The 22,646-nt window shown below is 45.3% G+C and carries 21 protein-coding genes and 1 pseudogene; 11 read left to right on the forward strand and 11 right to left on the reverse strand.

What is annotated here, in order from left to right; translation table 11 throughout:
• Window positions 1-112: pseudogene (locus C1I60_RS25280) on the reverse strand (hydrolase); the annotation flags it as partial.
• A 170-nt stretch (window positions 113-282) separates the two neighbouring features.
• Between C1I60_RS25280 and C1I60_RS05725 the strand changes: the two are divergent.
• The 4 genes from C1I60_RS05725 (at window position 283) to C1I60_RS05740 (ending at window position 4,769) form a co-directional block, all read left to right on the forward strand.
• Window positions 283-978, forward strand: coding sequence for a response regulator transcription factor (locus tag C1I60_RS05725; protein WP_137060864.1), 696 nt, complete (start codon window positions 283-285; stop codon window positions 976-978).
• Complete coding sequence (locus C1I60_RS05730) at window positions 971-1,975, forward strand: sensor histidine kinase (protein WP_137060865.1); 1,005 nt, start codon at window positions 971-973, stop codon at window positions 1,973-1,975. Before C1I60_RS05725 ends, C1I60_RS05730 begins: the two co-directional genes overlap by 8 nt.
• Window positions 1,976-2,077: 102 nt before the next feature.
• Window positions 2,078-2,839: an ABC transporter ATP-binding protein gene (locus C1I60_RS05735; RefSeq protein ID WP_137060866.1), complete on the forward strand. Its 762-nt coding sequence runs from the start codon at window positions 2,078-2,080 to the stop codon at window positions 2,837-2,839.
• Complete coding sequence (locus C1I60_RS05740) at window positions 2,829-4,769, forward strand: ABC transporter permease (RefSeq protein WP_137060867.1); 1,941 nt, start codon at window positions 2,829-2,831, stop codon at window positions 4,767-4,769. Before C1I60_RS05735 ends, C1I60_RS05740 begins: the two co-directional genes overlap by 11 nt.
• Here the strand turns inward: C1I60_RS05740 and C1I60_RS26115 are convergent, their stop codons facing one another.
• From C1I60_RS26115 to C1I60_RS05750, 3 genes are all read right to left on the reverse strand, one after another.
• Window positions 4,770-4,895 (reverse strand): hypothetical protein, encoded by a 126-nt coding sequence (locus tag C1I60_RS26115; protein WP_289306502.1) that lies wholly within the window; start codon window positions 4,893-4,895, stop codon window positions 4,770-4,772.
• Window positions 4,896-5,149: 254 nt separating this feature from the next.
• Complete coding sequence (locus tag C1I60_RS05745; RefSeq protein WP_137060868.1) at window positions 5,150-6,124, reverse strand: aldo/keto reductase family protein; 975 nt, start codon at window positions 6,122-6,124, stop codon at window positions 5,150-5,152.
• Window positions 6,125-6,362: 238 nt separating this feature from the next.
• Complete coding sequence (locus C1I60_RS05750) at window positions 6,363-7,322, reverse strand: radical SAM protein (protein WP_137060869.1); 960 nt, start codon at window positions 7,320-7,322, stop codon at window positions 6,363-6,365.
• Between the two features lie 316 nt (window positions 7,323-7,638).
• Between C1I60_RS05750 and C1I60_RS05755 the strand changes: the two genes are divergently transcribed.
• The 4 genes from C1I60_RS05755 (at window position 7,639) to C1I60_RS05770 (ending at window position 11,092) form a co-directional block, all read left to right on the forward strand.
• Complete coding sequence (locus tag C1I60_RS05755; RefSeq protein ID WP_137060870.1) at window positions 7,639-8,277, forward strand: histidine phosphatase family protein; 639 nt, start codon at window positions 7,639-7,641, stop codon at window positions 8,275-8,277.
• Between the two features lie 97 nt (window positions 8,278-8,374).
• Window positions 8,375-8,851: a DsrE/DsrF/DrsH-like family protein gene (locus C1I60_RS05760; RefSeq protein WP_025686194.1), complete on the forward strand. Its 477-nt coding sequence runs from the start codon at window positions 8,375-8,377 to the stop codon at window positions 8,849-8,851.
• Window positions 8,852-8,986: 135 nt separating this feature from the next.
• Window positions 8,987-10,495: an aminotransferase class V-fold PLP-dependent enzyme gene (locus C1I60_RS05765; protein WP_137060871.1), complete on the forward strand. Its 1,509-nt coding sequence runs from the start codon at window positions 8,987-8,989 to the stop codon at window positions 10,493-10,495.
• Window positions 10,496-10,576: 81 nt separating this feature from the next.
• On the forward strand, window positions 10,577-11,092 hold the full coding sequence (locus C1I60_RS05770; RefSeq protein ID WP_137061014.1) for a DUF1036 domain-containing protein: 516 nt from the start codon (window positions 10,577-10,579) through the stop codon (window positions 11,090-11,092).
• Between the two features lie 181 nt (window positions 11,093-11,273).
• Here the strand turns inward: C1I60_RS05770 and C1I60_RS05775 are convergent, their stop codons facing one another.
• The gene (locus C1I60_RS05775; protein ID WP_137060872.1) at window positions 11,274-12,326 is read right to left on the reverse strand and encodes an LLM class flavin-dependent oxidoreductase; all 1,053 of its coding nucleotides are present in this window, start codon (window positions 12,324-12,326) and stop codon (window positions 11,274-11,276) included.
• Between the two features lie 250 nt (window positions 12,327-12,576).
• On the opposite strand from C1I60_RS05775, the gene C1I60_RS05780 reads away from it, so the two are divergent.
• Window positions 12,577-13,332 carry an AIM24 family protein gene (locus C1I60_RS05780; RefSeq protein WP_137060873.1) on the forward strand — a complete coding sequence of 252 codons (756 nt, stop codon included), beginning with the start codon at window positions 12,577-12,579 and terminating at the stop codon, window positions 13,330-13,332.
• A 152-nt stretch (window positions 13,333-13,484) separates the two neighbouring features.
• Here the strand turns inward: C1I60_RS05780 and C1I60_RS05785 are convergent, their stop codons facing one another.
• The 3 genes from C1I60_RS05785 to C1I60_RS05795 form a co-directional block, all read right to left on the reverse strand.
• On the reverse strand, window positions 13,485-13,826 hold the full coding sequence (locus C1I60_RS05785) for a zinc ribbon domain-containing protein YjdM (RefSeq protein WP_137060874.1): 342 nt from the start codon (window positions 13,824-13,826) through the stop codon (window positions 13,485-13,487).
• A gap of 259 nt (window positions 13,827-14,085) precedes the next feature.
• Window positions 14,086-14,952 (reverse strand): SDR family oxidoreductase, encoded by an 867-nt coding sequence (locus C1I60_RS05790; RefSeq protein ID WP_137060875.1) that lies wholly within the window; start codon window positions 14,950-14,952, stop codon window positions 14,086-14,088.
• Window positions 14,953-15,133: 181 nt separating this feature from the next.
• Window positions 15,134-15,676, reverse strand: coding sequence for a hypothetical protein (locus tag C1I60_RS05795; protein ID WP_137060876.1), 543 nt, complete (start codon window positions 15,674-15,676; stop codon window positions 15,134-15,136).
• A gap of 97 nt (window positions 15,677-15,773) precedes the next feature.
• Between C1I60_RS05795 and C1I60_RS05800 the strand changes: the two genes are divergently transcribed.
• Entirely contained in the window at window positions 15,774-16,688 is a 915-nt protein-coding gene (locus C1I60_RS05800) for a phosphatidate cytidylyltransferase (protein ID WP_137060877.1), read from the forward strand.
• A 107-nt stretch (window positions 16,689-16,795) separates the two neighbouring features.
• Here C1I60_RS05800 and pdxR read toward each other — a convergent pair whose 3' ends face one another.
• Complete coding sequence (gene pdxR / locus C1I60_RS05805) at window positions 16,796-18,169, reverse strand: MocR-like pyridoxine biosynthesis transcription factor PdxR (protein WP_137060878.1); 1,374 nt, start codon at window positions 18,167-18,169, stop codon at window positions 16,796-16,798.
• A gap of 109 nt (window positions 18,170-18,278) precedes the next feature.
• Here pdxR and C1I60_RS05810 point away from each other — a divergent pair, with 109 nt between their 5' ends.
• Window positions 18,279-19,178 carry a DMT family transporter gene (locus C1I60_RS05810; RefSeq protein WP_137060879.1) on the forward strand — a complete coding sequence of 300 codons (900 nt, stop codon included), beginning with the start codon at window positions 18,279-18,281 and terminating at the stop codon, window positions 19,176-19,178.
• An 87-nt stretch (window positions 19,179-19,265) separates the two neighbouring features.
• On the opposite strand, the gene C1I60_RS05815 is transcribed toward C1I60_RS05810, so the two are convergent.
• Window positions 19,266-21,272, reverse strand: a complete 2,007-nt coding sequence (locus C1I60_RS05815; RefSeq protein WP_137061015.1) for a PTS fructose transporter subunit IIABC — start codon at window positions 21,270-21,272, stop codon at window positions 19,266-19,268.
• Window positions 21,273-21,441: 169 nt separating this feature from the next.
• A partial coding sequence (locus C1I60_RS25285; protein ID WP_252361589.1) for a BglG family transcription antiterminator occupies window positions 21,442-22,646 on the reverse strand: 1,205 nt, incomplete at its 5' end.

The following is a 22,646-nucleotide window of genomic DNA, read 5'->3' on the forward strand; positions in this document are numbered from 1 at the left end:
CCACTTTCCATGAATGAGCAGATACGCTGTGTTCTTCAAATTTAAACTTGCCTGGACAGCGGATGATCCTTTCCAACTCGTTTAATGATCGAAAATACGTATGAATCCCCATACTTGCATCCATCCTTTAGTTTATATGATATTTGTGGATATAGATCCTACTATAGGGCTCAACTATTAACAGCAGATTAGCGCAGTATAAAGTAGAGGATTACACATATAGCATGCAAACCAATTTTGCTATACACTTTATATAAAAAAGTTAAAAGTGCGGTGAAATCGTTGTTTAAAATCTTGCTAATTGAAGATGATGAAACTTTATTTCATGAAGTTAAAGATAGATTAACTCTATGGGCCTATGATGTGTATGGCATCCAGGACTTTAGTAAGGTAATTCAGGAATTCACAACGATAAAGCCTGATCTGGTCGTGATTGATATTCAATTACCGAAATTTGATGGGTTTCATTGGTGTCGAATGATTCGATCCCGCTCTAATGTCCCTATCATCTTCTTATCATCACGTGATCACCCTACCGATATGGTGATGTCGATGCAGCTTGGAGCGGATGATTTTATCCAAAAACCGTTTCATTTTGATGTACTCATTGCAAAATTACAGGCGACACTTCGCCGCGTGTACAATTACAATACAGAACCTGTCTCCCTGAAAACATGGTGTGGAGCCACGGTCGATTACGAAAAAAATGTAGTTGCCAATGAGGCTGGCTCCATCGAATTAACCAAGAACGAAATTTATATTTTAAAGCTTCTAATTGAGCAGAAAAACAAAATTGTCTCCCGGGAGGAATTAATTAAAAGCCTTTGGGATGATGAACGTTTTGTCAGCGACAATACCCTGACCGTCAACTTGAATCGCCTGCGAAAAAAACTGGATGAGCTGGACTTGGGTCGTTTCATCGAAACGAAGGTGGGGCAAGGCTACATGGCTACGGAAGAGGCACTTGCCTATGATTAAAAAATATCTTATGGAAAGGCGAAGCTGGATTCTACTTTTTGTATGTCAGCAATTCCTTATCCTGCTCATCGCTTATGTGGATGCAGCAATCCCGTTGATGCCGATCCTATATATAGTCTTCTTATCTATGATGGTTTTCTTGGTTTTTTTAATCATCCGCTACCCTAAAGAAACCAAATTCTATAAAACACTGGAAGAATGGGAAAGCCCTCTCGAATTAACGGGTATAGGCGAACCGGAGAGTCCGTTTGAGCAAATCATTGAACAAAAAATCACCGACCAGACCGAACGATTACAACAAATCATCTCGCAAAATCAATTGACACTTGAACACGAAAAAGATGAACTATTATCCTGGATTCATGAGGTGAAAACACCTTTGACCACCATGCATTTGATGATTGAGCGGTTGGACGACAAGTCCCTAAAAGCTCAGTTAACCTATGAATGGCTACGAATTCACTTACTGCTGGACCAGCAGCTCCATCACAAACGCATATCTTTTATTGAAAATGATTTGTATATCGAGCAAGTGAATTTAAAATCTCTTGTTTTTAAAGAGATCAAAGCATTACAGTCATGGTGCATCCAAAAAGGGATCGGTTTTGATATCCAACTTGAGCACATGGAAGTGCTGAGTGATGCCAAATGGCTTGCTTTTATCGTTAGGCAGCTCTTAACCAATGCCATCAAATATAGCGATGCCAGTGATATCATCATTCACAGCTATGAACAAAAGGATCGGATACGGCTTGAGGTCCAAGACTTTGGGCGCGGTATTGATCCGAAGGATATACCCCGTATTTTCGAGAAAGGTTTTACATCCACGACCCAGCATTCTGATCATACTTCAACGGGCATGGGGTTATATTTAACGAAAAAGGCAGCAACGCCTTTGCTCATACATATAGATATGCATTCCAAACCGGACGCCGGTACAACCTTTACTTTAATTTTTCCCAAACAAAATGATTTCGTGAGTATGGTGAGCATGTGACAGAGATGTCACATGCTTTTATGTATTGTTCGCTCAATCAAAGGAAAAGCAGCATCCCTATTATTATAATAAAGTTACAAGAACAAAAAGGAGTGCATCGAAGTGAATATTTTAGAAGCCCATAAAATTCATAAAAGCTACGGTAATAAGTTAAATATGCAGGAGGTATTAAAGGGAATTGATATCCTTATTGAAGAAGGCGAATTTGTCAGTATTATGGGAGCCTCTGGTTCAGGTAAAACCACACTGCTGAATGTCCTTTCCTCCATTGATCACGTGAGCCACGGGTCCATCAAAATCAATGACATCGAAATGACGAAAATGAAGGAAAAGCAACTGGCTGAATTTCGCAAAAAATATCTGGGCTTTATTTTTCAAGAGTATAACCTGCTGGATACGCTAACCGTGAAGGAGAACATTCTTTTACCCTTATCCATCACCAAAACGTCTAAAAAAGAAGCAAACCTAAAATTTCAGGAAGTAGCTACAGAACTGGGAATTTATGAACTGAAAGATAAGTACCCTAATGAAATTTCGGGCGGACAAAAACAGCGTACATCTGCGGCTAGAGCCTTTATTCATGAGCCCAGTATTATTTTTGCTGATGAACCTACGGGTGCGCTGGATTCCAAATCAGCTTCCGATTTATTGAACAAGCTGGGCCAGTTAAACCAGAAGCGTAAAGCAACCATCATTATGGTCACGCACGATCCCGTCGCTGCCAGCCATTGCAGTAGAGTCATTTTTATTAAGGATGGACAAATGTATACACAGCTTCATAAAGGTGAACAAGAAAGACAAAGCTTCTTCCAAGATATCATGAGAACCCAAGGGGTCTTAGGTGGGGTCCAATATGAACATTAATCTGCTCATTCTAAAGAATTTGAAAAAAAACCTAAAAAATTATTACCTTTATGTTTTTGCTCTCATTTTCAGTGTTGCGCTCTATTTCGCTTTTGTCACATTACAATACGATCCCTCCATGGACGAAGTGAAGGGCTCTGTTAAAGGTGCAGCTTCCATACGAACAGCATCCGTCCTGCTGGTCGCTATTGTCTGTATTTTCCTTTTGTATGCTAATAATATCTTTATAAAAAGACGCAGCAAAGAAATTGGCCTATTTCAACTGATCGGAATGACTAAAAACAAAATTTTTCGCATCCTAAGTGCGGAGAATTTAATTTTATACTTCAGTTCACTATTCATTGGAATTGGGGTTGGATTCTCTTTTTCCAAATTAGTGATCATGATTTTATTTAAGACGACGGGCGTCGAAGCCATTGCCACTCTATATTTCTCTAACCAAGCACTTGTTCAAACACTCATCGTTTTTGGTGTCATCTACCTGTTGATCATGGTCATGAATTATTCCTTTATTAAAAGACAGAGTATTTTGTCTTTGTTCAGAGTGACCTCAACCACCGAAGGGAAAATCAAGAAAATATCTATCTTTGAGATGATCATTGGGATCATTGGAATTTCATTCATCGCTTTAGGATACTATGTTTCTTCCAAATTGTTTGGTGGAGACTTTACATCCATGAATGAATTATTTATGGCTATGGTGTTTATTCTAGGCTCTGTCATCATCGGAACACTTCTTTTTTATAAAGGATCAATCCGTTTTATTTCAAATATCATCAGAAAAGGTAAAGGCGGCTATTTAAACATTAATGAGGTGCTGTCTCTCTCATCCATTATGTTCCGCATGAAATCCAATGCTTTGTTGTTGACCATTATTACGACGGTATCGGCACTTGCCATCGGTTTACTCTCCTTAAGCTATATCGCCTATTATTCTGCGGATCAAGCGGCTGAGGACAATGTACCTTCCCATTTTGCAATGACGAATGAAGCGGATGCGGAGAAATTCAAAACGTTACTTCAGGAGCATGACATACAGTATCGTGAAAAGAAAATTGAAGTCATTCAAGTCAGTGTGAACACAGCGCTAATTATGGAGACTCCTCTGGAAGGATTAGATGTCGGTGCGAATTCCATGACGCTGCCTGTCATAAGCGATGAATCTGTGGAGGCTACGGATGTATCTCCAGGTCAAACGATTTTAACGGGCTATAATGATATGTTGCAGAAATTTATGTCCTTGAAAAGCTTTGGCCCATTGGACTTGAAGGGAAAAAAAGAAGTCATACATCAACAATATTTGGGTCTAAAAAAGCAATATGTTATTCCCCATTATTTTACAGCCGGGGGGCTACCCACTGTCATTGTAGACGAAACCGTATTTGAGCGGTTAAAGAAGGATATCAATCCTGAGATTCAAAAGGAATCATCCTTATATATTGGAATTGATATGATCGATGAAGAGCAAATCCAGGCAGCTGATCGCCTCTTTAAAGCCGCCAATTTTAATGACCAACAAACATCACGCTTTGAAATGAGCAGCAATCAGAAGAGAAAGATGGGGGTGATCATGTTTGTAGTTGGATTTTTAGGACTCACCTTTCTCATTACATCAGGCTGTATCCTTTATTTTAAGCAAATGGATGAGAGCGAAGACGAAAAAAACAATTATACGGTGTTGAGAAAATTAGGGTTCACACAAGGGGACCTGCTTAGAGGCATTAAAATAAAACAACTCTTTAACTTCGGCATCCCATTAGTGATTGGCCTTTCACATAGCTATTTCGCCGTCCAATCCGGCTGGTTCTTGTTTGGAACTGAAATTTGGATGCCTATGATCATCGTTATGGTACTATACACCGCCTTATACTCCATTTTCGGGATGCTATCCATCTTGTATTATAAAAAAGTCATTAAAGCAGCATTATAATCAGTCAAAAGCTTCAGGCGAAAGCACTGGGGCTTTTTCCAAATGATTGAGCACTTTTATTCCTGCGTGTACAATAAAATGACTATCATCGTTACCCCGAAGGGGGAGAGCTATTTTATTATTCATCAATGGCACCAGCATAGTAGCTAATATCATACTCTCTTCCTTTGTAGGAGTGGCTGTTGCCCATCTTTTTCGATCCGATAGACCTTAGTAAGAAACAAACCCTCATTGTAGTGAGCGGGATTATATTTAGTGTGATTTCGGGTATTTACGCTATGCTTGAAGCAAGTTAAAAAGTCTCGCCCTTCTCTGTTACGGACAGGAAGAGCGAGACTTTTTTATTGATGGTTCCCCTCTTCAGAGGCTCGTGTGAATGCTTAACGCAAAGGCTCAAATCCTTCTACTTGCTTCAGAATCCGCTCAATTTCATCACATTGCTCCTGTTGAAGCGTCACCTCCACTGCTTTCACATTCTCTTCGATCTGTGCCGGTTTAGTGGCCCCAATGAGTGCAGCGCTGACACCCGGATCTCTAAGTATCCAGGCCAGAGCAAGCTGTGACAGACTGATGCCCAGATCCTTCGCCAGCTTATCTAGTTCCTGTACACAGTTAAGAACAGCATCGTTCATATAACTGTTAATGACATGATTGACCGAGGCATCGGCCCCGCGACTGCCTGTCGGTACAGGTTGTCCCGGTTTGTATTTACCTGTGAGCACACCTTGGGCCAGCGGAGAAAATACAATTTGGCCGATACCTAGCTGCCCAGATACGGGTAGTACCTCGCGCTCGATATAACGCTCGAACATATTATAGATCGGCTGGTTGGCAATCAGCGGGCGCAGATTCAGCCTTTTCCCAATGCCATAGGCATCTGTGAGCTGTGCAGCGCTCCATTCGCTTACCGCAGCATACAGGATCTTGCCTTGAGCCTGAAGGTCATCCAAAGCCCGCAGCGTCTCTTCCAAAGGAGTGTCCTGATCGTAACGGTGACAGAAGTAAATGTCGATATAATCCGTGCCAAGACGCTTAAGACTAGCCTCGCATTGCTCCATAATGTGCTTGCGGGACAGTCCCCTGTCATTAGGACCGGAATCCATAGGAAAGTAAACCTTCGTAGATAACACGTAGCTTTCTCTTCGATAAGGCTTCAAGGCGGCTCCCATAGCCTTTTCGCCCTCACCCCGATTATACGCATTGGCGGTATCGAAGAAATTAATCCCGAGTTCAAAGGCTTTGGTAATACAGGTATGAGCTGCTTCCTGCTCGGCGGCTGTGCCGTACGTCAACCAACTACCCAAACCAATTTCACTGATTTTAAGACCACTGCTGCCTACATTTCTATATTTCATATCTGTTCCTTCTTTCGTAAGAGGATAGCCTTCTTATATTCTAGCATGTAAACCCTTTCACGAAAACGAATTCCATAGAAATCAGGTAGTTGCCTCATTTCACTTTTCCGCACCGTAAATGCTGATAAACCTATGATCAAATATATAATTAAAAATAGCAAGGATGCTGTAACATCCCTGCTATTTAGCAATAGCCGCTTTTAAGAGCAATCACTCTGTTACTTACATCTTTACCCTCTCAGATCCCGTTCGGGAAAAGTGCATCATATGCTGGGCAAGGCAGTTTGTCGAGAAACTCCTGAAGCGGCTTCGGTTTATGTGTGTAAATATCCTTTAAGGACGTTCCGTCATAAACATTGCCGATGACCACAGGATGGCACAGCTCGCAGATCAGAATATCGCCGTTCCCGTGAAGGTGAAGCTGCTTTTTACCATCTACGCAGTTGGAAAAATAAACACCCGGCTGCTCCTTGAAGCCCAGTGCTTCTGCAAAACGATCCATACAGGTGAAATACAGCATGGTATCGTCCTTTTTATGGGCAATCAGGTCATGAACAGAACGGACAAGTGCCTCCTTGGTGGAAATGGCGTTCCAGTTCGTATGATCCATCACGATGCTATTTTGGATTTCATGGATTCGTACACCTAGTTCATATACTTTCTCGCTGATTGCCGGCATGTTGTTCTGCGTCTCGGCAAATAGCAAAGTCTCCAGCACCGTTTCCAGCTTGGCTTCGGTACATAACCGAATATTCTGGGCGATTGTCTCATACATGCGCGGATGAACATGATAATATGCCGCATATTTTTCAGGGTCCGTGAAGTTGAAGGAAATATGAATGTTGGAAAGACCTGCATCCCGCAACCTCTCAATCCGTTCAGGACTGAGCAAGCTGGCATTGGTGTTAAGCTGAGTAGCAATTCCCTTGCTCGAACAGTGAGCCACAATGTCCAGACAGTCCTCATACTTCAAGGTCACTTCTCCCCCGGACAGCCGCACGCGCTTTAAGGTGGGAATTTCATCAATGATGCGTATCACTTCTTTACTGCTGATGCATTGTCCATCATTCCGCTGATATGCGCAGCAATAATCACACTTGAAGTTGCAATTGGAGGTGACCCCGACTTCCAATCCCTCCAGCTCGTAGATGCCCGGCTTTTCCAGTTCAAGTGCTTTATATTTGTTCTCTATACTCACTTTCTTATGATCCTCCCGATCTCAGGCTTGTGTCTTGAATCCCCTTGAGATTATACAGAATAGGAACAGCTTAGAGATATGACATTGCTAACGGCGAACCGTTGCATAAGTAGCGTCATGTTTTGGGTAGGGAACTGCAGAAAAGGCGCAGCAAAGGATTGGCAGCATATTGTTAAATAGTAAAAAAACTCAATGTTAGAGGGTTACAACCGCCTAGCCTATGGAAACAGTAACTTATACTATTCCCCGTTTTTTTTCTTCCCTCAGTACATATACTATATCTCAAAATTGTATTCTTAGGGGGAGAGATGTGAAGATGAAAAGGTTAGTTTATGCATGCATGCTTTCTTTACTCCTTATGACTCCGATACAAATCGTGGGAGCAGCTGGTAATACAGCGGAAGCTAGACCAGTTAAACCAGAGTTGCTAAGTTCTCTTCGTCAGGGTGGATACATTCTGTTCGTTAGGCACGGTGAAGCAACGCTAGGAGAAGATCAACCTAATCTCGTCTTAGGCGATTGCTCACTCCAAAGGAATCTTTCCGAGGAAGGTAAAAGACAAGCCTTACTTTTTGGGGAAAGGATAAAGAGCTTACAAATCCCCATTCAAACTCCAGTTATAGCAAGTCCCTTTTGTCGAACAAGGGAAACGGCAGAATTAGCTTTTGGAGCAGAAAATGTTCATGTAGATCCCTTCTGGGTTAGAATTTACAATCTAAGTGGTGATGTAACCGCAGCAGAGAAGGAAAGTACATTAGCCGAACTGACTTCTGTGTTAGAGAAAGTTCCACCTTCTGGGACCAACAAAGTTATCATTGCTCACAGCTTCCCTCAAGGCATTGGTTTGGGCGAGATTCCGAACTTGGGTACTGTAGTTGTGAAGCCAAGAGGACAGGGAAACGGTTTTGATATTGTAGACAGGATATCTTTTGCTGAGTTGTCGAGTGTGCCGTGAGAAAAATTTGCGGCTTCAGACAACACGGTGAACCATGCATAGTTTTCATTTCCAAATCCATACTGAATATATCTGTTGATAATGGAGGCGGAATGTAGTGGACAAAAAGATGAACCTGCTCATGTTCAGCGGGGATTACGATAAGGCGATGGCTGGACTTATTTTAGCGAATACGGCTCGGGAATTGGACGTGGACGTGACGATGTTTTTTGCGTTCTGGGGACTATTTCTGGTACGTGATCCTGATAAGATGACGCTTGAGGACAAGACGATTTATGAAAAAATCATGGGCTGGATGACTCCAAAAGGACCTGAGGAGCTGCCATTGTCCAAAATGAATTTTAGCGGTCTCGGCAAGCTGATGCTGACGGAAATGATCGAAGATAACGAAGCCCCGAAGCTGATTCACTTTTTGAAGGGGGCACGGAAAAAGAACGTCAAATTTTATGCCTGCAAGCTATCCGTGGACATCATGGGTTTTAAACCGGAAGAATTTATACCTGAACTGGAAATTATCGAGGCTAAAACGTATCTCAAAGATGCGCTCGAATCCGATATGCAGCTGTTCATATAAGATGTACGCACGCCTTGTCCGATTTTCGGATGAGGCTTTTATTTTGACAAAATGATGACATTCGCCTATTTTTTTTAACCCATTCGCGTCTTCCTACGTACCCTAAGAAGACAGAACCACATGGGAGGCGCCCGTATGCTCAAGGCTCGGATCGGAAGCAACAATAGTGCATATCAGCCTTCTAGAGAGGCTTTTTTCGCACGATATCGGGAAGGAACGATCGGATATCGTCAAACCTTTGAATCTCCATACGGGCAAAAAAAGCTGGTGTATGCGGATTGGGCAGCCAGCGGTCGTCTGTACAGGCCCATCGAGTCCAGAATAGCTAATGATCTCGGCCCTTTTGTGGCCAATACCCATACAGAGTCTAATCTGACAGGTACCTTGATGACCCAAGCCTACGAAGAGGCAAAGCGAATCATTAAAAACCACGTTCATGCCAACGAGCACGACATCATTCTGTTTGCCGGGTCCGGTATGACAGGGGCCATAAATAAGCTTCAACGCATGTTGGGATTGAAAATACATGAGAAATTAAAGCATCACTACCCTATCGCTGAAAAAGAACGCCCCGTTATTTTTGTCACACATATGGAGCATCACTCGAATCATATTTCCTGGGCGGAAACGATTGGAGACGTTGTGTGCATTCCTCCCGCTCCTGATGGTACCGTTGATCCGGCAAATCTGGAACGCTTGCTGCTTCAGTTCCGTCATCGTCCTACCAAGATCGGCGCTTTCACAGCCTGCTCCAATGTGACGGGATTTGAGCCGCCGATTTACCAGCTATCCCGAAAAATGCATGAGCATGGCGGCGTTTGTTTCATTGATTTTTCCGCAAGCGCTCCTTATGCCGCGATCAACATGCATCCCGCAGAGCCGCTTGAAAGATTGGATGGGATTGTATTTTCTCCCCACAAATTTCTCGGAGGCCCCGGAACAAGCGGCGTCTTAATTATGGATTCCAGACTGTGTCTTAACTGCGCCCCGGATCAACCCGGAGGTGGCACAGTAAGCTGGACCAACCCTTGGGGTGGGTACGAGTATAAAGATAATATCGAGGCACGCGAGGATGGGGGAACTCCTGCATTTCTACAGGCGATGCGAACGGCGCTCTGCATCCAACTGAAGGAACAGATGGGCCTCAGTCGCATTTTGGAGCGCGAAAAGGAATTAACGTCATTATTGTTAAACGGGCTGGACGAAATACCGGGCCTGCACATACTGGGGGGAAAAAGTGAACATCGGCTAAGTATTGTTTCGTTCGTGGTCGACCATATCCACTACAATCTGATCGTAAAATTATTGAATGATCGGTTCGGAATTCAGGTCCGCGGCGGCTGCTCTTGTGCAGGAACCTACGGACACTATTTGCTGGGCATTGATCAACAAACCTCTAATCAAATGTCAGACCTCATCCATGTGGGAGATCTATCGAGAAAACCCGGCTGGGTACGCCTGTCCCTCCATCCCATGATGACGAATCAGGAAGTCTCCTATCTGATCTCTTCCATACGAATGGTTGTGGAAAATATCTTAGCGTGGCAAAAGGATTATACGTACCAGCCTGACTCCAACGAGTGGCGATATAGGTATGAACATCAAAAAATAGATGTCAGCAAATGGTTCAATTTTAGTAATTAGGAGATCCCTGTCCAATCCCTTCTTTTAAATTGTCATAGATTACACTGTGAATTTACTATGATGAGGAAAGAAGTGACGACAATGGGTCTCAATTTCCGGAACAGTACCAATGCACCTATCTATGTTGCCTACGCCTATCCGAATTTCAGCTGTAGTCCTGTCAACTATGCCAAGATCGGCTGGTATCGTGTAGATCCTGGGCAAACAAGAGAAGTTTGGAAAGGATATGCCGGAGGTAATACGTTCTATTACTATGCCGAAAGCAGCTTCGGACGCACATGGTCAGGCTCCTATTATACCCAAATCCCTAACCAGGCCTTCCATTGGTGTTGGAACGTAGGGTGTACGACCTGTAGAAATCTAGGGATGCGCCGGATTCCGGTCAGCTCAATCTATGCAAATTACACGATTGACCTTGTTACCAGCACCAGCCAAAGAGCAACTCAATCCGATAATGTCCGCACAGCCTTGCCTTCCAAACAAAGCAAAGAAGAATCCTTGGTCGTTAGAACGCCTAAAGCGGCTAAAAAGGTGAAACAGGGAACACCTATAACACTCAATCGTAGAGTATTTCCTGAAAAGCTAAGAAGAAAATAATGCAATATTAGTGAACTCAATATATCTCTAGCTCAAGCTTCAGGATTTTGCAAACTCCTCGCTTATATAAATTATTCTTGAACCAAAAGAAAGGAGCGACCTTTTCGCAATGGCCTGCTCCTTTCTTTTATGTCAGGGTTTTCGCAAACCCCTCATGTCTATGCAATTACTTGAAAAACGTTTATTTGCTCTCAGCTTCCCAATTGGATATTTCCTCGCGAACGCGCGGAGCTACCTCTGTTCCCAATAGCTCAATGGCTCTCATAACATCCTCGTGCGGCATCGTACCTACAGGTACGTGCAACAGAAAGCGTGTAACGCCTACCTGCTTGCGCAGGTGAATGATTTTCTTGGCAACTGTATCAGGATCACCTACATACAGCGCCCCTTCAAAGCTACGGGCGGCATCGAAGCTGGAACGGGTGTAGGGACCCCATCCACGCTCACGCCCAAGGACGTTCATGCTTTGCTGGGTGGAAGGAAAAAACTTGTCGGCTGCAAGCTCGGTATTTTCTGCGATAAAACCATGTGAGTGTGATGCAACCGGAAGTAATGATGCGTCGTGCCCTGCGTGTGCAGCCGCTTTTTTATACAGCTCCACAAGCGGTGCAAACTGCACAGGACTACCGCCAATAATCGCCAGAACCAACGGCAATCCGAGCAAGCCCGCGCGAACAACAGATTCCTGATTGCCCCCGCTACCAATCCATACGGGCAACGGGTTCTGAACGGGACGTGGATACACACCCAGATTATTGATCGCAGGCCGATGTCCGCCCTTCCAGGTGACTTTTTCAGAATCCCGTATTTTCAACAACAGTTCGAGTTTTTCATCAAATAGTTCGTCATAGTTATCCAGATCATAGCCAAACAGTGGGAACGATTCGATAAAGGAACCCCGTCCTGCCATAATCTCAGCTCGTCCATTGGAGATGCCATCCAATGTGGCGAAATCCTGAAACACCCGCACCGGATCATCCGATGAAAGCACCGTGACCGCGCTGGTCAGCCGAATCCGCTGGGTCTGCGAAGCAGCCGCAGCCAATATTACCGCAGGTGCAGATGCCGCATAGTCTTTACGATGATGCTCTCCCACTCCATATACATCCAATCCTACCCGATCGGCAAGCACAATCTCCTCGACAACTTCACGTATTCGTTGCGCATGACTGATGACCTCACCTGTTTGTGTATCCGGCGTTGTTTCTACAAATGTGCTGATACCTATCTCCACTTGTCCTACCCCCTGCTTCAATATCTCGTTCCCATCGGCTGCTTTGTGAGCAAACCATTTTAAAAACCGATATCTTTATTTTGAACCTTTTTCGCATCTTTTTCAAGCTCTCCTTTTCTGAGTCTGAAAATCAGCCAAGGGGAGTGTCAAGATTCGCGCAGGAAACGAAATCTTTTTGTCGAATATTTTATGGATTAAAAAGAGATTTCCATCCTCACAACATGAATACAACAAGGAGGCTCATACATCCATGGCTTTTGTCATCAATAACCTAAAGGATAACAACAATGTTGCCATCACAGACCAATTAGGTGGATTTAGCGTATTAGAATACATATCGGATTTAAGCTGCACCTCGGTTGCGGCTGCGGAAGCCAATTACTATATGAGCAAAAGTAACATGCGCCGCAAGCAGCTCATGATCGAAATCAACAATAGTGAAATCATGATGAAGGCGGGGGCCATGCAATATACGGTAGGCAATATGGAGATGACTACCGGCGTAAAAGGCGTAGGGGGCCTAATGCGAAATTTGGTGTCCGGTGCGGTAACGGGAACAAGTGCCATCAAACCTCTCTATAAGGGCACGGGTACGATTATGCTGGAACCCACTTATAGTTACATTTGGCTCATTGATGTCGATAATGATCACATTGCCATCGAAGACGGCTTGTTTTTAGCTTGTGAAACCACGCTGGACATATCCGTCGTTGCCCGTAGCAACCTTTCCTCGGCCGCACTGGGTGGAGAGGGATTATTTAATTTAAGCGCCCGGGGAAAAGGAGTTCTTGCCCTGCAAGCGCCTATCCCATCCGAGGAAGCCGTCGTTGTTGAATTGCAAAACGATGTGCTAAAGGTAGACGGCAATTTTGCTCTCATGTGGTCTAATACCCTACAGTTTACCGTCGAGAAATCTGGAAAGACCAAGCTTGGCTCTGCCGCTTCTGGCGAAGGGCTGGTCAATGTGTACAGGGGAAGCGGAACCGTTTGGCTGGCACCGTTATAAATGATTTATATTCCAAGGAGAAGCGCTTAGCTTCTCCTCTTCTCAATCCTCATTGAACTGAAAAGGGTGAAAATATAAAGAAAAACCCCTCTGATTTCAAAGGAGTTTTCCAGTACAAGCTCCAAACTCGCTGGATTGCGTTCAAACGGTCGCTAGTTCTTTTTCACAAACTCCGATTTTAATTTCATCGCTCCGAAGCCATCAATTTTGCAATCAATATCATGATCGCCTTCCACCAGACGTATATTCTTTACTTTTGTGCCAATTTTCAGTACGGATGAGCTTCCTTTGACTTTAAGGTCTTTAATGACGGTTACAGAATCGCCGTCCTTTAGAACGTTACCATTGGCATCCTTGATGACTTTTACATCTTCATTGTTTGCTGCTTCTGATTCGGAAGACCACTCATGAGCGCATTCCGGGCAAATGAAAAGACTCCGGTCCTCGTAGGTGTACTCTGAATTACATTTCGGACAATTTGGCAAATTAGACATAGTATTATGTACTCCATTCATTTTCAAAATTCTACTACTGTGATCACTCTATGAACAAACCTCGCTCCAAGCCCTCCCTGGAGTTCCTTACAAGTATATTGGATAATGAGCAACGATTCCACTAATAGAGGAAATTAGTTTGGGATTTCCCTTTCCTTTTATAATAATTTTGATGATTAAAAAAGGATGCACGCCTTGTTAGGGTAGCATCCTTCATCATGAGCAGAATCATATTTTGAAAATGTGCTCTACGGCGATTTTATGCCTTTGTTTGCTCAACCAGCTCACGAATTCCTTGGCTAAGCGGCGTAAGCGGGCGTTTCAGAAGCTTCTCGAAATCGTTGCTTACAACATCCAAAGCTCCTTCACGAATCGCTTGCTGAATACCGACCACAATAGGGATTGCGGCTTCCGGTACGCCCGCACCAAGCATAATATCGGCATACGCAGTATCGTCTACCTGCTGTACAGGCACATCCTTACCCAGCACCTCAGCAAGAATCGCCGCAAACTCTTCTTGGGTAATCGGCTTGCCCGAAAGCTCGTATATTGTATTCTCATGTCCTTCGCTGGACAAAACGACTGCCGCCGCTTGCGCATAATCTGCACGGGCAGCCCAACCTACTTTACCCGAGCCTGCTGAAGTCAGCCAAGGAGCCCCGGCCAGCACGGATTGAATCGTGCCTGCTTCATTTTCAAGATACCAGTTATTGCGCAGGAAGGAGTAAGGAATGCCCGATTCACGAATGAACTCCTCCGTTATACGATGTACAGGTGCAAGGAACAGCGTGCTGTCAGCCGCATTGGCAGCGCTGGTATAAGCAATGAAGCCTACTCCCGCACGTACAGCAGCATCCACAGCAGCCTTATGCTGGCGGATTCTCGTATCATTATCGCCGTCTGCGGATATAATCAGCAGTCGGTCTACACCAGCAAACGCTTGGTCCAGCGTCTCTGGTTTATCAAAATCGCCATGACGAACGTCAACGCCACGGGCACGCAAGTTTTCTGCTTTTTCCGGATTTCTCACGCTAACAATAAGGTCTTCTGCCGATACCGATGCAAGCAACGCCTCTACCACGATGGAACCCAGTTGCCCGGTTGCTCCTGTTAATGCGATTTTCATATGAAATCCTCCATTCAGATTTTATTTACCTTTCTATAGTAACTATAAATATGACGCTTGTCTAATTTGGAATTGATGAATACGCGGCTGTGTCAGCAAATGAAATGTTAGGAGAATTAGAGATATCAAAGCGAATTGTTAAAGAGGGGCGCGGGGCGTTTGACTAAAGGGGCGCTCGCGCTCAGGATTGAGGCTCGTAGTCACTCAATTTTCCTTCATAAATCAAATGCAGTCGGTCGCTTTGCCGAAAATCGTCCGGTGTAATAAGTGCGGGCAATTTGTTCCATATTTTTATACCAGATCGCTGTAAAATTTCTGCGACGAACTGTGAACAAAAATAGGAATTGCTGAACTCGACGGGTTCCTTAAGTGCAATACCAATCAAACCCAGTAAGTTATACATATATTTTTGACGACTTCGGATAAAGACGTGTAAGACCCGTTTCATTTTCTCGACTTCGCGGTCGGTTACTTGAAGCTCGTAGATGACACATGTTGTATTCGGAAATCTGCTGTATGTACCTGTCTTAATATCCTCTTTCACGAAACCACCATCCAGCGGGTTATTGGGGGTCTTTCTCCCGAAGCTGTATAACTCCGAAAGTTCCCGGTTGAAGGAAATGGAGGCGTGATTGTATGGCGCTCTCGTATAGCTTTTAATGACTCTCGTAAGAAATGTTCCTGTATTCGTAAGCAGAATAAAGACGGATTGATCAGCTACCATTTACAAAATTTCTCCTTATCAAGTTTGGATTATTCCTTCATAATAACATAGGAATCCTATAATGGACTCCTACCTCGCGATAAGTTGGTGATTGGCAATGGACAGCTCGCTATTAACGTTAATCCTTATTTTCACAGCCTTATTGGCTATCCAATTGATTTATGTTGTGATCGTCAAAACACAGCCCAACAAAGACTATGCAGCCATCGGACTTCGCATCAAAACCTGGTGGGGCATGTTCTTTATCTTTTGCTTGGCAACTCTTTTTAATCCGATTGTTTCACTGCTTTCCCTGATGGCACTCACTTTCTTTGCGCTGAAAGAATATTTCTCCATGATCAAATCCAGAAAAGCCGATCGCAGACTTTTTTTGTGGGCGTACTTGGCGATTCCTGTGCAGTTTTATTGGATTTATATCGGGTGGTACGGGATGTTTATTGTCTTTATCCCTATTTATGTATTCTTGCTGCTACCGCTCCCGCGATTGATTAACAAAGGAACGGTCGGTTTTCTGCGCAGTGTCAGCTCGACCCAATGGGGACTCATGCTGATGGTTTTCGGGTTGAGTCATCTGGCCTATTTTCAGTTTGCTACGCCGCAATACGGGGCGAAACTCGTACTTTTTCTAGTGGTGTTGACGCAGCTCAATGATGTTGCACACTATCTGGCATCACTCTATTTCGGAAAGCGGAAAATCGTCCCGACATCCAATCCCAATATAACTTGGGAAGGCTTTGCATTTGCTTTTCCTGTAACCATAGCGGCTTCCTATCTAATCTATCCCTATCTGACGCCGTTTGACCTTAAATTTGGAATTATTTCCGGCATGCTGATCAGCTTGAGCGGTTTCTTCGGCAGCTTAACGGTTTCCGTGCTGAAGCGAGATTTATTAATCGGCGATGACGACAAGTTCGATGCTTTGAAAAAAAGCTACTTAAGCCGGGTCGATAGCCTGACCTACACCTCGCCCGTCTTTTTCCACGTGATTCGTTATTTTTTCGATTTTATGTAGCAATTACATGACTCAAACCTCGTATGAATAGATGGTCATGGAAAACGATATCTTGCTATGAAAAGGGCAGCCTATCCTCACTTAAGGATAGGCTACTTTTGCGTGTACTACCGTTGCAGGGCATTCCTAATCCTGCTAACCCCTTCACGAATTTCGTTTTCCTTTAGATGCCCGTAGCCCATTAGCAGTCGATTTCCTTCGAGCTGTGCCGCAAATACATTTTCGCTACGGAGATGTTCTAGCAGATTCTCTCGGAGTGGGAACTGAAACTCTGCTACCAAATGTAAACCAGCTGATCGGCCACATACCCGATATTGCCCTGTAAAATGCTGCTCCAGGCTATCAAGCAGGACCTGACGACGCTTGGCGTACACTTTTTTCATCTTATGTACATGCTTATGCAGGAGTCGCTTCCTGATATATCGACTCAACACAATTTGCTCTAGGCTCGCCGTCTGGTAATCCGTCAGTTGCTTTAAACGGATAAAATCAACGACTCGTGATGGGGGAAGAACAATATAGCCGATCCGCAGTGCGGGGAACAAAATTTTGCTAAACGTCCCGACATATAGCACCCGGTCTGGGTCCAGACTCTGCAAGGAGTGGACGGGCGCACCATCATACCGGAACTCACTGTCATAATCATCTTCGAGCAGCAGGCATCCTGTCCGGGCTGCATACTGGATAAGCTCGATCCGCCTTTGGATCGGCAAGGTACCTCCCAGCGGGAACTGGTGCGAGGGTGTCAGATATGCCAGCTTGGGGTGTCTCTTTTGCGGCAGATCCGCTGTTATAACTCCCGAATCATCAACAGGCATACTCCGCAGTGTGGCTCCTGTCGCCGACAGAATGCTTTTTAAATCTTCATTTGTCGGTTCCTCTACCAGAGCTTCATCCCCAGCTGACAGCAACAGACGGGTGACAAGCTGAATCGCTTGTACTGCTCCGCTAGTGATTACAATATGTTCCGGTCTGGCTTTCACTCCCCTGGTATGAACCAAATAGTCGGCCAGCTCCCTTCGTAACTCAGGCTCTCCAGCAGGGTCGCCATAACCCAGTGCCAGATCAGGAGCCTCTTTGCATACGCTCTGAAGCAAGTCGGCCCATGATTTGCGCGGGAACAATTCCAATGCGGGGAGGCCTGTCCGGAAGGAAATTACCGACACCTCATTTGAATATGGAGTATTCATTGCAGACACAGACGCCTCGATAGGCGGTGCGGATACATAACCTGGAAGAACGGCCCCCTCGGCTACATAGGTACCTGAACCCGGGCGCGCAATGGCTAAGCCTTCGGCTAGCAGCATTTCATAAGCTTCGAGAATAACATTCCGGGAAACGTTCAACTGTAAGGCCAGCACCCGGGTCGAAGGAAGTTTATATCCTGCATGCAGTTCTCCGGCTAAAATACGGTCCCGTATCGCTTGATACACCTGACGCAGCATCGGAACTGTCACATTCTTATCAATAGATAACCACATAGGCTGCCCCCTCAAGCGGTACTGTCAAAAACCTCTTCAACTGGATCTACACGTGCCCAGTTTCTATTGCTACAGTATATATCAATATCTGTACAAGAGGTGAGATGAAATGAACAAACCAACCTTTTCGACTTACATGGAGTTAGTGATCGCAACCTCCATTGTCGGCAGTTCTGTGGTAGTCGGTAAACTGGTCGTGATGCGGCTGCCTGTTTTTTTATCGCAATCTGCCAGTCTGGCCGTTGCCCTTCTGTTCTTGGTACCTATTGTATTCATCAAGAAATATTCACTAAGGATCAGCAAACAGGATGCATTAATCCTGTTCATTCAGGCTCTGATCGGCATGTTTCTCTTCCGCGTCCTAATGCTGTACGGGCTGGCCTACGCCTCTGCTTCCGAAAGTGGAATTTTAACAAGCTTGACCCCAGCTATCGTTGCACTTCTTTCGTATGTACTGCTGAAAGAAAAGATTACGCTACGCCCCGGTCTCGGAATCGCCTGTTCACTGCTCGGTGTTTTGGCACTGCAAGTACCTCACATATCGGCGCTCTGGTTCAATGCTCCCAACGAAACCTCGTTCATTGGCCTGCTGCTTGTTCTGTCTGCTGTGTTCGGAGAAGCCGCACTGACGGTATTACGCAAGATGCTATCCAGCCAAGTCTCTTCCCTGCTTGGAACCATGTATATAACACTCTTTTCATTCTTCATGTTCCTGGCTTGTTCCTTTGTGGAGGCCCAACAGTTCAACTTTAACCACGTTGGTGCAGGGGAGATTGGGCTAGTCTTATATTATGGTATCTTTGTCACAGCATTAGCCTACGTATTATGGTTTCGGGGCGTGTCAAGAGTACCGGCTAGTACAGCAGCTGTATACACGGGTTGTATTCCCGTCAGCACACTACTGCTGTCCTATATCATCCTCCGTGAATCCTTCTCATTTGCTCATCTAGCTGGTGCAGGCTTTGTATTTCTCGGCATCATGCTCATGTCACACGGTGAACGCCGCTGACTCACGCAAAGACCTTCTCAAAAAAGAGGCTCCCGACTGAAACTTCGGGAGCCTCTCTTCCTTGATTCAAGTTCTTAGCGCATTGAATTAATGCACCTGATCCAGCAATTGATATGCTTCTTCCTTCGTTGTAGCTTCTAGAAGCGCTTCTCGGAAATGACCGTCCATCAGCTTACGCGATAACATTTGCAGCACTTTCAGATGCGCATTTTCTTTGCTATTACGCGGTACCGCAATCATGAAGATCAGTTTTGCTTCACTTCCGTCTGCACTACTCCAGTCAACACCGCCCTGCTTGATGCCGAAGACCACACTTGGCTTTAGGACAGCTTCCGATTTGCCATGAGGAATGGCAATATTCATTCCAATGCCTGTGGAGCCTTCTTTCTCTCTGGCTAATATCGCCTGTTTGAAATCACTGGCAGAGCTTACGACTCCAGTTCTCTCAAATGCTCCGATCATTTCATCAATCACAGCATCTCGTGTCGTTCCTTCCAGCTCCAAATTAATCAGATCCATCGTTACAATATCCGTCAGCTTCTCAATGTGAATGGCTTGCGGAGGCACGCCTAGCCCGTTATTTGTAACGGTTGTTGAAGCATATGACTCCGCAGCAGCCGTTGTAGTAATCGCAGATTGTCCAGCTCCTGCGGTAGAATGTCCAGGCATCGCTTCCCTAGCAACATCCGAAGTTACAGTTGCTACAATATCTTTTTTCAGCAAGCTCACCAGGACAACCGATACGGCTACGCCGACAATAACGGCGATGAAGAACATAAGCACATGGTCCACTGCACCAAGTACAGCTACAATCGGTCCACCATGAGCTACCCTATCACCTACATTCCCCAACATGGCGATGACAGAACCGACCATGGACCCTACCATGATACTGGGAATAACACGCAGTGGATCTTGTGCCGCGAATGGAATCGCACCTTCGGTAATACCGAACAACCCCATCGTGAATGTTGCCTTCCCAGCCTCGCGTTCCGCAGGTGCAAATTTACGTTTGTTGATCATCGCTGCAAGTCCCATTCCAATCGGCGGGATACAAATCGCAACGGCGATGGGCCCCATAATTTCATAATTCCCTTCACCGATCATGGCCGAACCGAATAAGAAAGCGACTTTGTTCACAGGGCCGCCCATATCAAAGGAGATCATCGCACCTAGAATCAATGCCAGCAGAATTGAACTTGTACCTTGCATACCTGCAAGCCAACCTGTTAAAGCTTCAAACAATTGTGCGACCGGAGCACCAATCACAAAGACAAAGATTAATCCAACAATTAAAGATGCCAATACGGGGATAATAATAATAGGCATGATCGGCTGTAACGCTCGGCCAACTTTAATTTTCCGAATACCAAGTGCAACATAACCCGCCAGGAAACCGGCGATAATGCCGCCGATAAATCCAGCCCCCGCCTCACTTCCATAAAAGCTGCCGTTCGCAGCAATGAATCCGCCAATCATACCCGGTGCAAGCCCCGGTCTATCCGCAATGCTCATCGCGATGAATCCGGCGAGGATCGGTATCATAAAGGTAAACGAAGCCGAGCCGATATCCTGAACCGTCTTCCAGAATGAACCGTCCGGTATAACCAGACCGCCTGGTGTCTTCTCACCGCCAATCGTCAACGCAATGGCAATGAGCAATCCCCCAATGACGATGAAGGGTACCATATAGGATACACCGTTCATCAAGTGGCGGTAGATGGGATTTTGTTTCGGTTTGTTCTCCTGTGAGCTATCTTCGGCAGAACGTGACTCTGCTTGGTACACAGGTACATTACCCTTCATCACCCGCTGGATCAATTCTTCTGGACGGCGAATGCCATCCTGTACGCCAACGACCAGCAGTTTCTTACCCACGAAGCGGTCTTTAACCACCGTTTTATCCGCTGCAATAATAATGCCATCTGCCTCACGGATCTCCTGCTCAGTCAGTTGATTTTCGACTCCAATGGAGCCTTGTGTCTCGACCTTCATCTCGATGCCCAGCTTTGCTGCTGCCTTTTGCAAATTCTCAGCTGCCATATACGTATGTGCAATTCCGTTAGGACATGAGGTAATCGCCAATATCTTCATAGTCATTCCCCTTCTCTCCGATGTTCCCGCTTACATTGATAGTATAAGCGCCTATCTTGCTGTTAACAGACGAACTTTTTACCGGAACTTTCGGAAAAACGGAATTATACCGACAAAAAGCAGGACTTATCCATAAGTCCTGCTCCAGAGCACAGCTTTTGATTTTAGTTTATCCCTTCATTTTCCCTAATAGCCTCATTGCATCGGTCTCCTTAGATAAGGCATGAACTAAAGCAGGTTGCTCACTGAGCAGAGACAATTCCTTGAATAACTGGCGTATCTCCTCCCGCCCATCCTGTTTGACCGCAAGCAAGAACACAAGCTCTACTTTCTCGGTTCCCCAAGTAAGCGGCTGCTTCAAGGTAGCGATTACAATGGAGGACTGCCTTATCCACTCAGAACTGCCATGCGGGATAGCTATTCCTCCCCCAATCGTCGTAGCCGACATTTTTTCTCGCGCCAGTACGCTGTCCACATAACCGGGCTCCACATATCCTTTGTCCTCCAGTATTTGCGCCAGCTTGGAGATCAATTGTTCCGGATGCTGCACTTCCTGCTGGGGAAAGACCAAAAAAGGTGTTGTATATTTAAAAAATACAGATTCGTCTGCCGTCCTCTGTCCCGGCTCACCCAGTCGTTGGATCACTTGCTCCAGCCGACGCTCGTCCTTGGCATCCAACAAGGGAGAGACGAGAATGTGCGGAATGTCCATCTCTGGGAGATCTACAGTGGTAATGACGAGATCTACCTCCTTGGCTGTCAGATAGTCCTGGACCTCCGCTTTGGAAAGGGTTGTCTCCACATGTACAGCCGGAAATTTACGTTCCACCTTGGTGCGCAGCAGTTGGGACATACCGATGCCCATGTGACACACGATGATGGCTCTCTGGGGATGACTCTCTTTCTGGTGCAATCGCTCCACAGAAGCCTGAAAATGCAGCGTTAAATACGCCGCTTCCTCCTCGGGGAAGGATAGCCGGATCCATTTCCCCACCTCTTCCAGTGTAATAATAACCCGGTCGAACATGTAGGGGTACATCTTCTTGATCTCGGTCAGCATGGGGTTGGACACGGTCAGCCCATATTGAAGACGGTTCAGGGTCGTATATAAATGGACATTCAACCCTTTCAGCAACATCTTGTCCTTGGAAAAGGCAATCATATTCAGCTCAGACATCCGCCGGACTAACTGCTCAACCAACTCAGGCAAAAGCGGGTGGCTATCTACCAGTGCGCCTTGTTTTCCCCTTCTTTCCTCCTGCTGGTAACGGAACTTCCCGCTAAGCAGATGCAGAGTTAAATACGCCGTCTCTTCCTTAGAAAACGGTACAGCAAACAACTTTTGCAACTGCTGCAAAAAAGACGTAGCCCATG

Origin of the sequence: Paenibacillus terrae, assembly GCF_005217525.1 — a bacterium.
In the GTDB taxonomy this organism is placed as follows: domain Bacteria; phylum Bacillota; class Bacilli; order Paenibacillales; family Paenibacillaceae; genus Paenibacillus; species Paenibacillus terrae_C.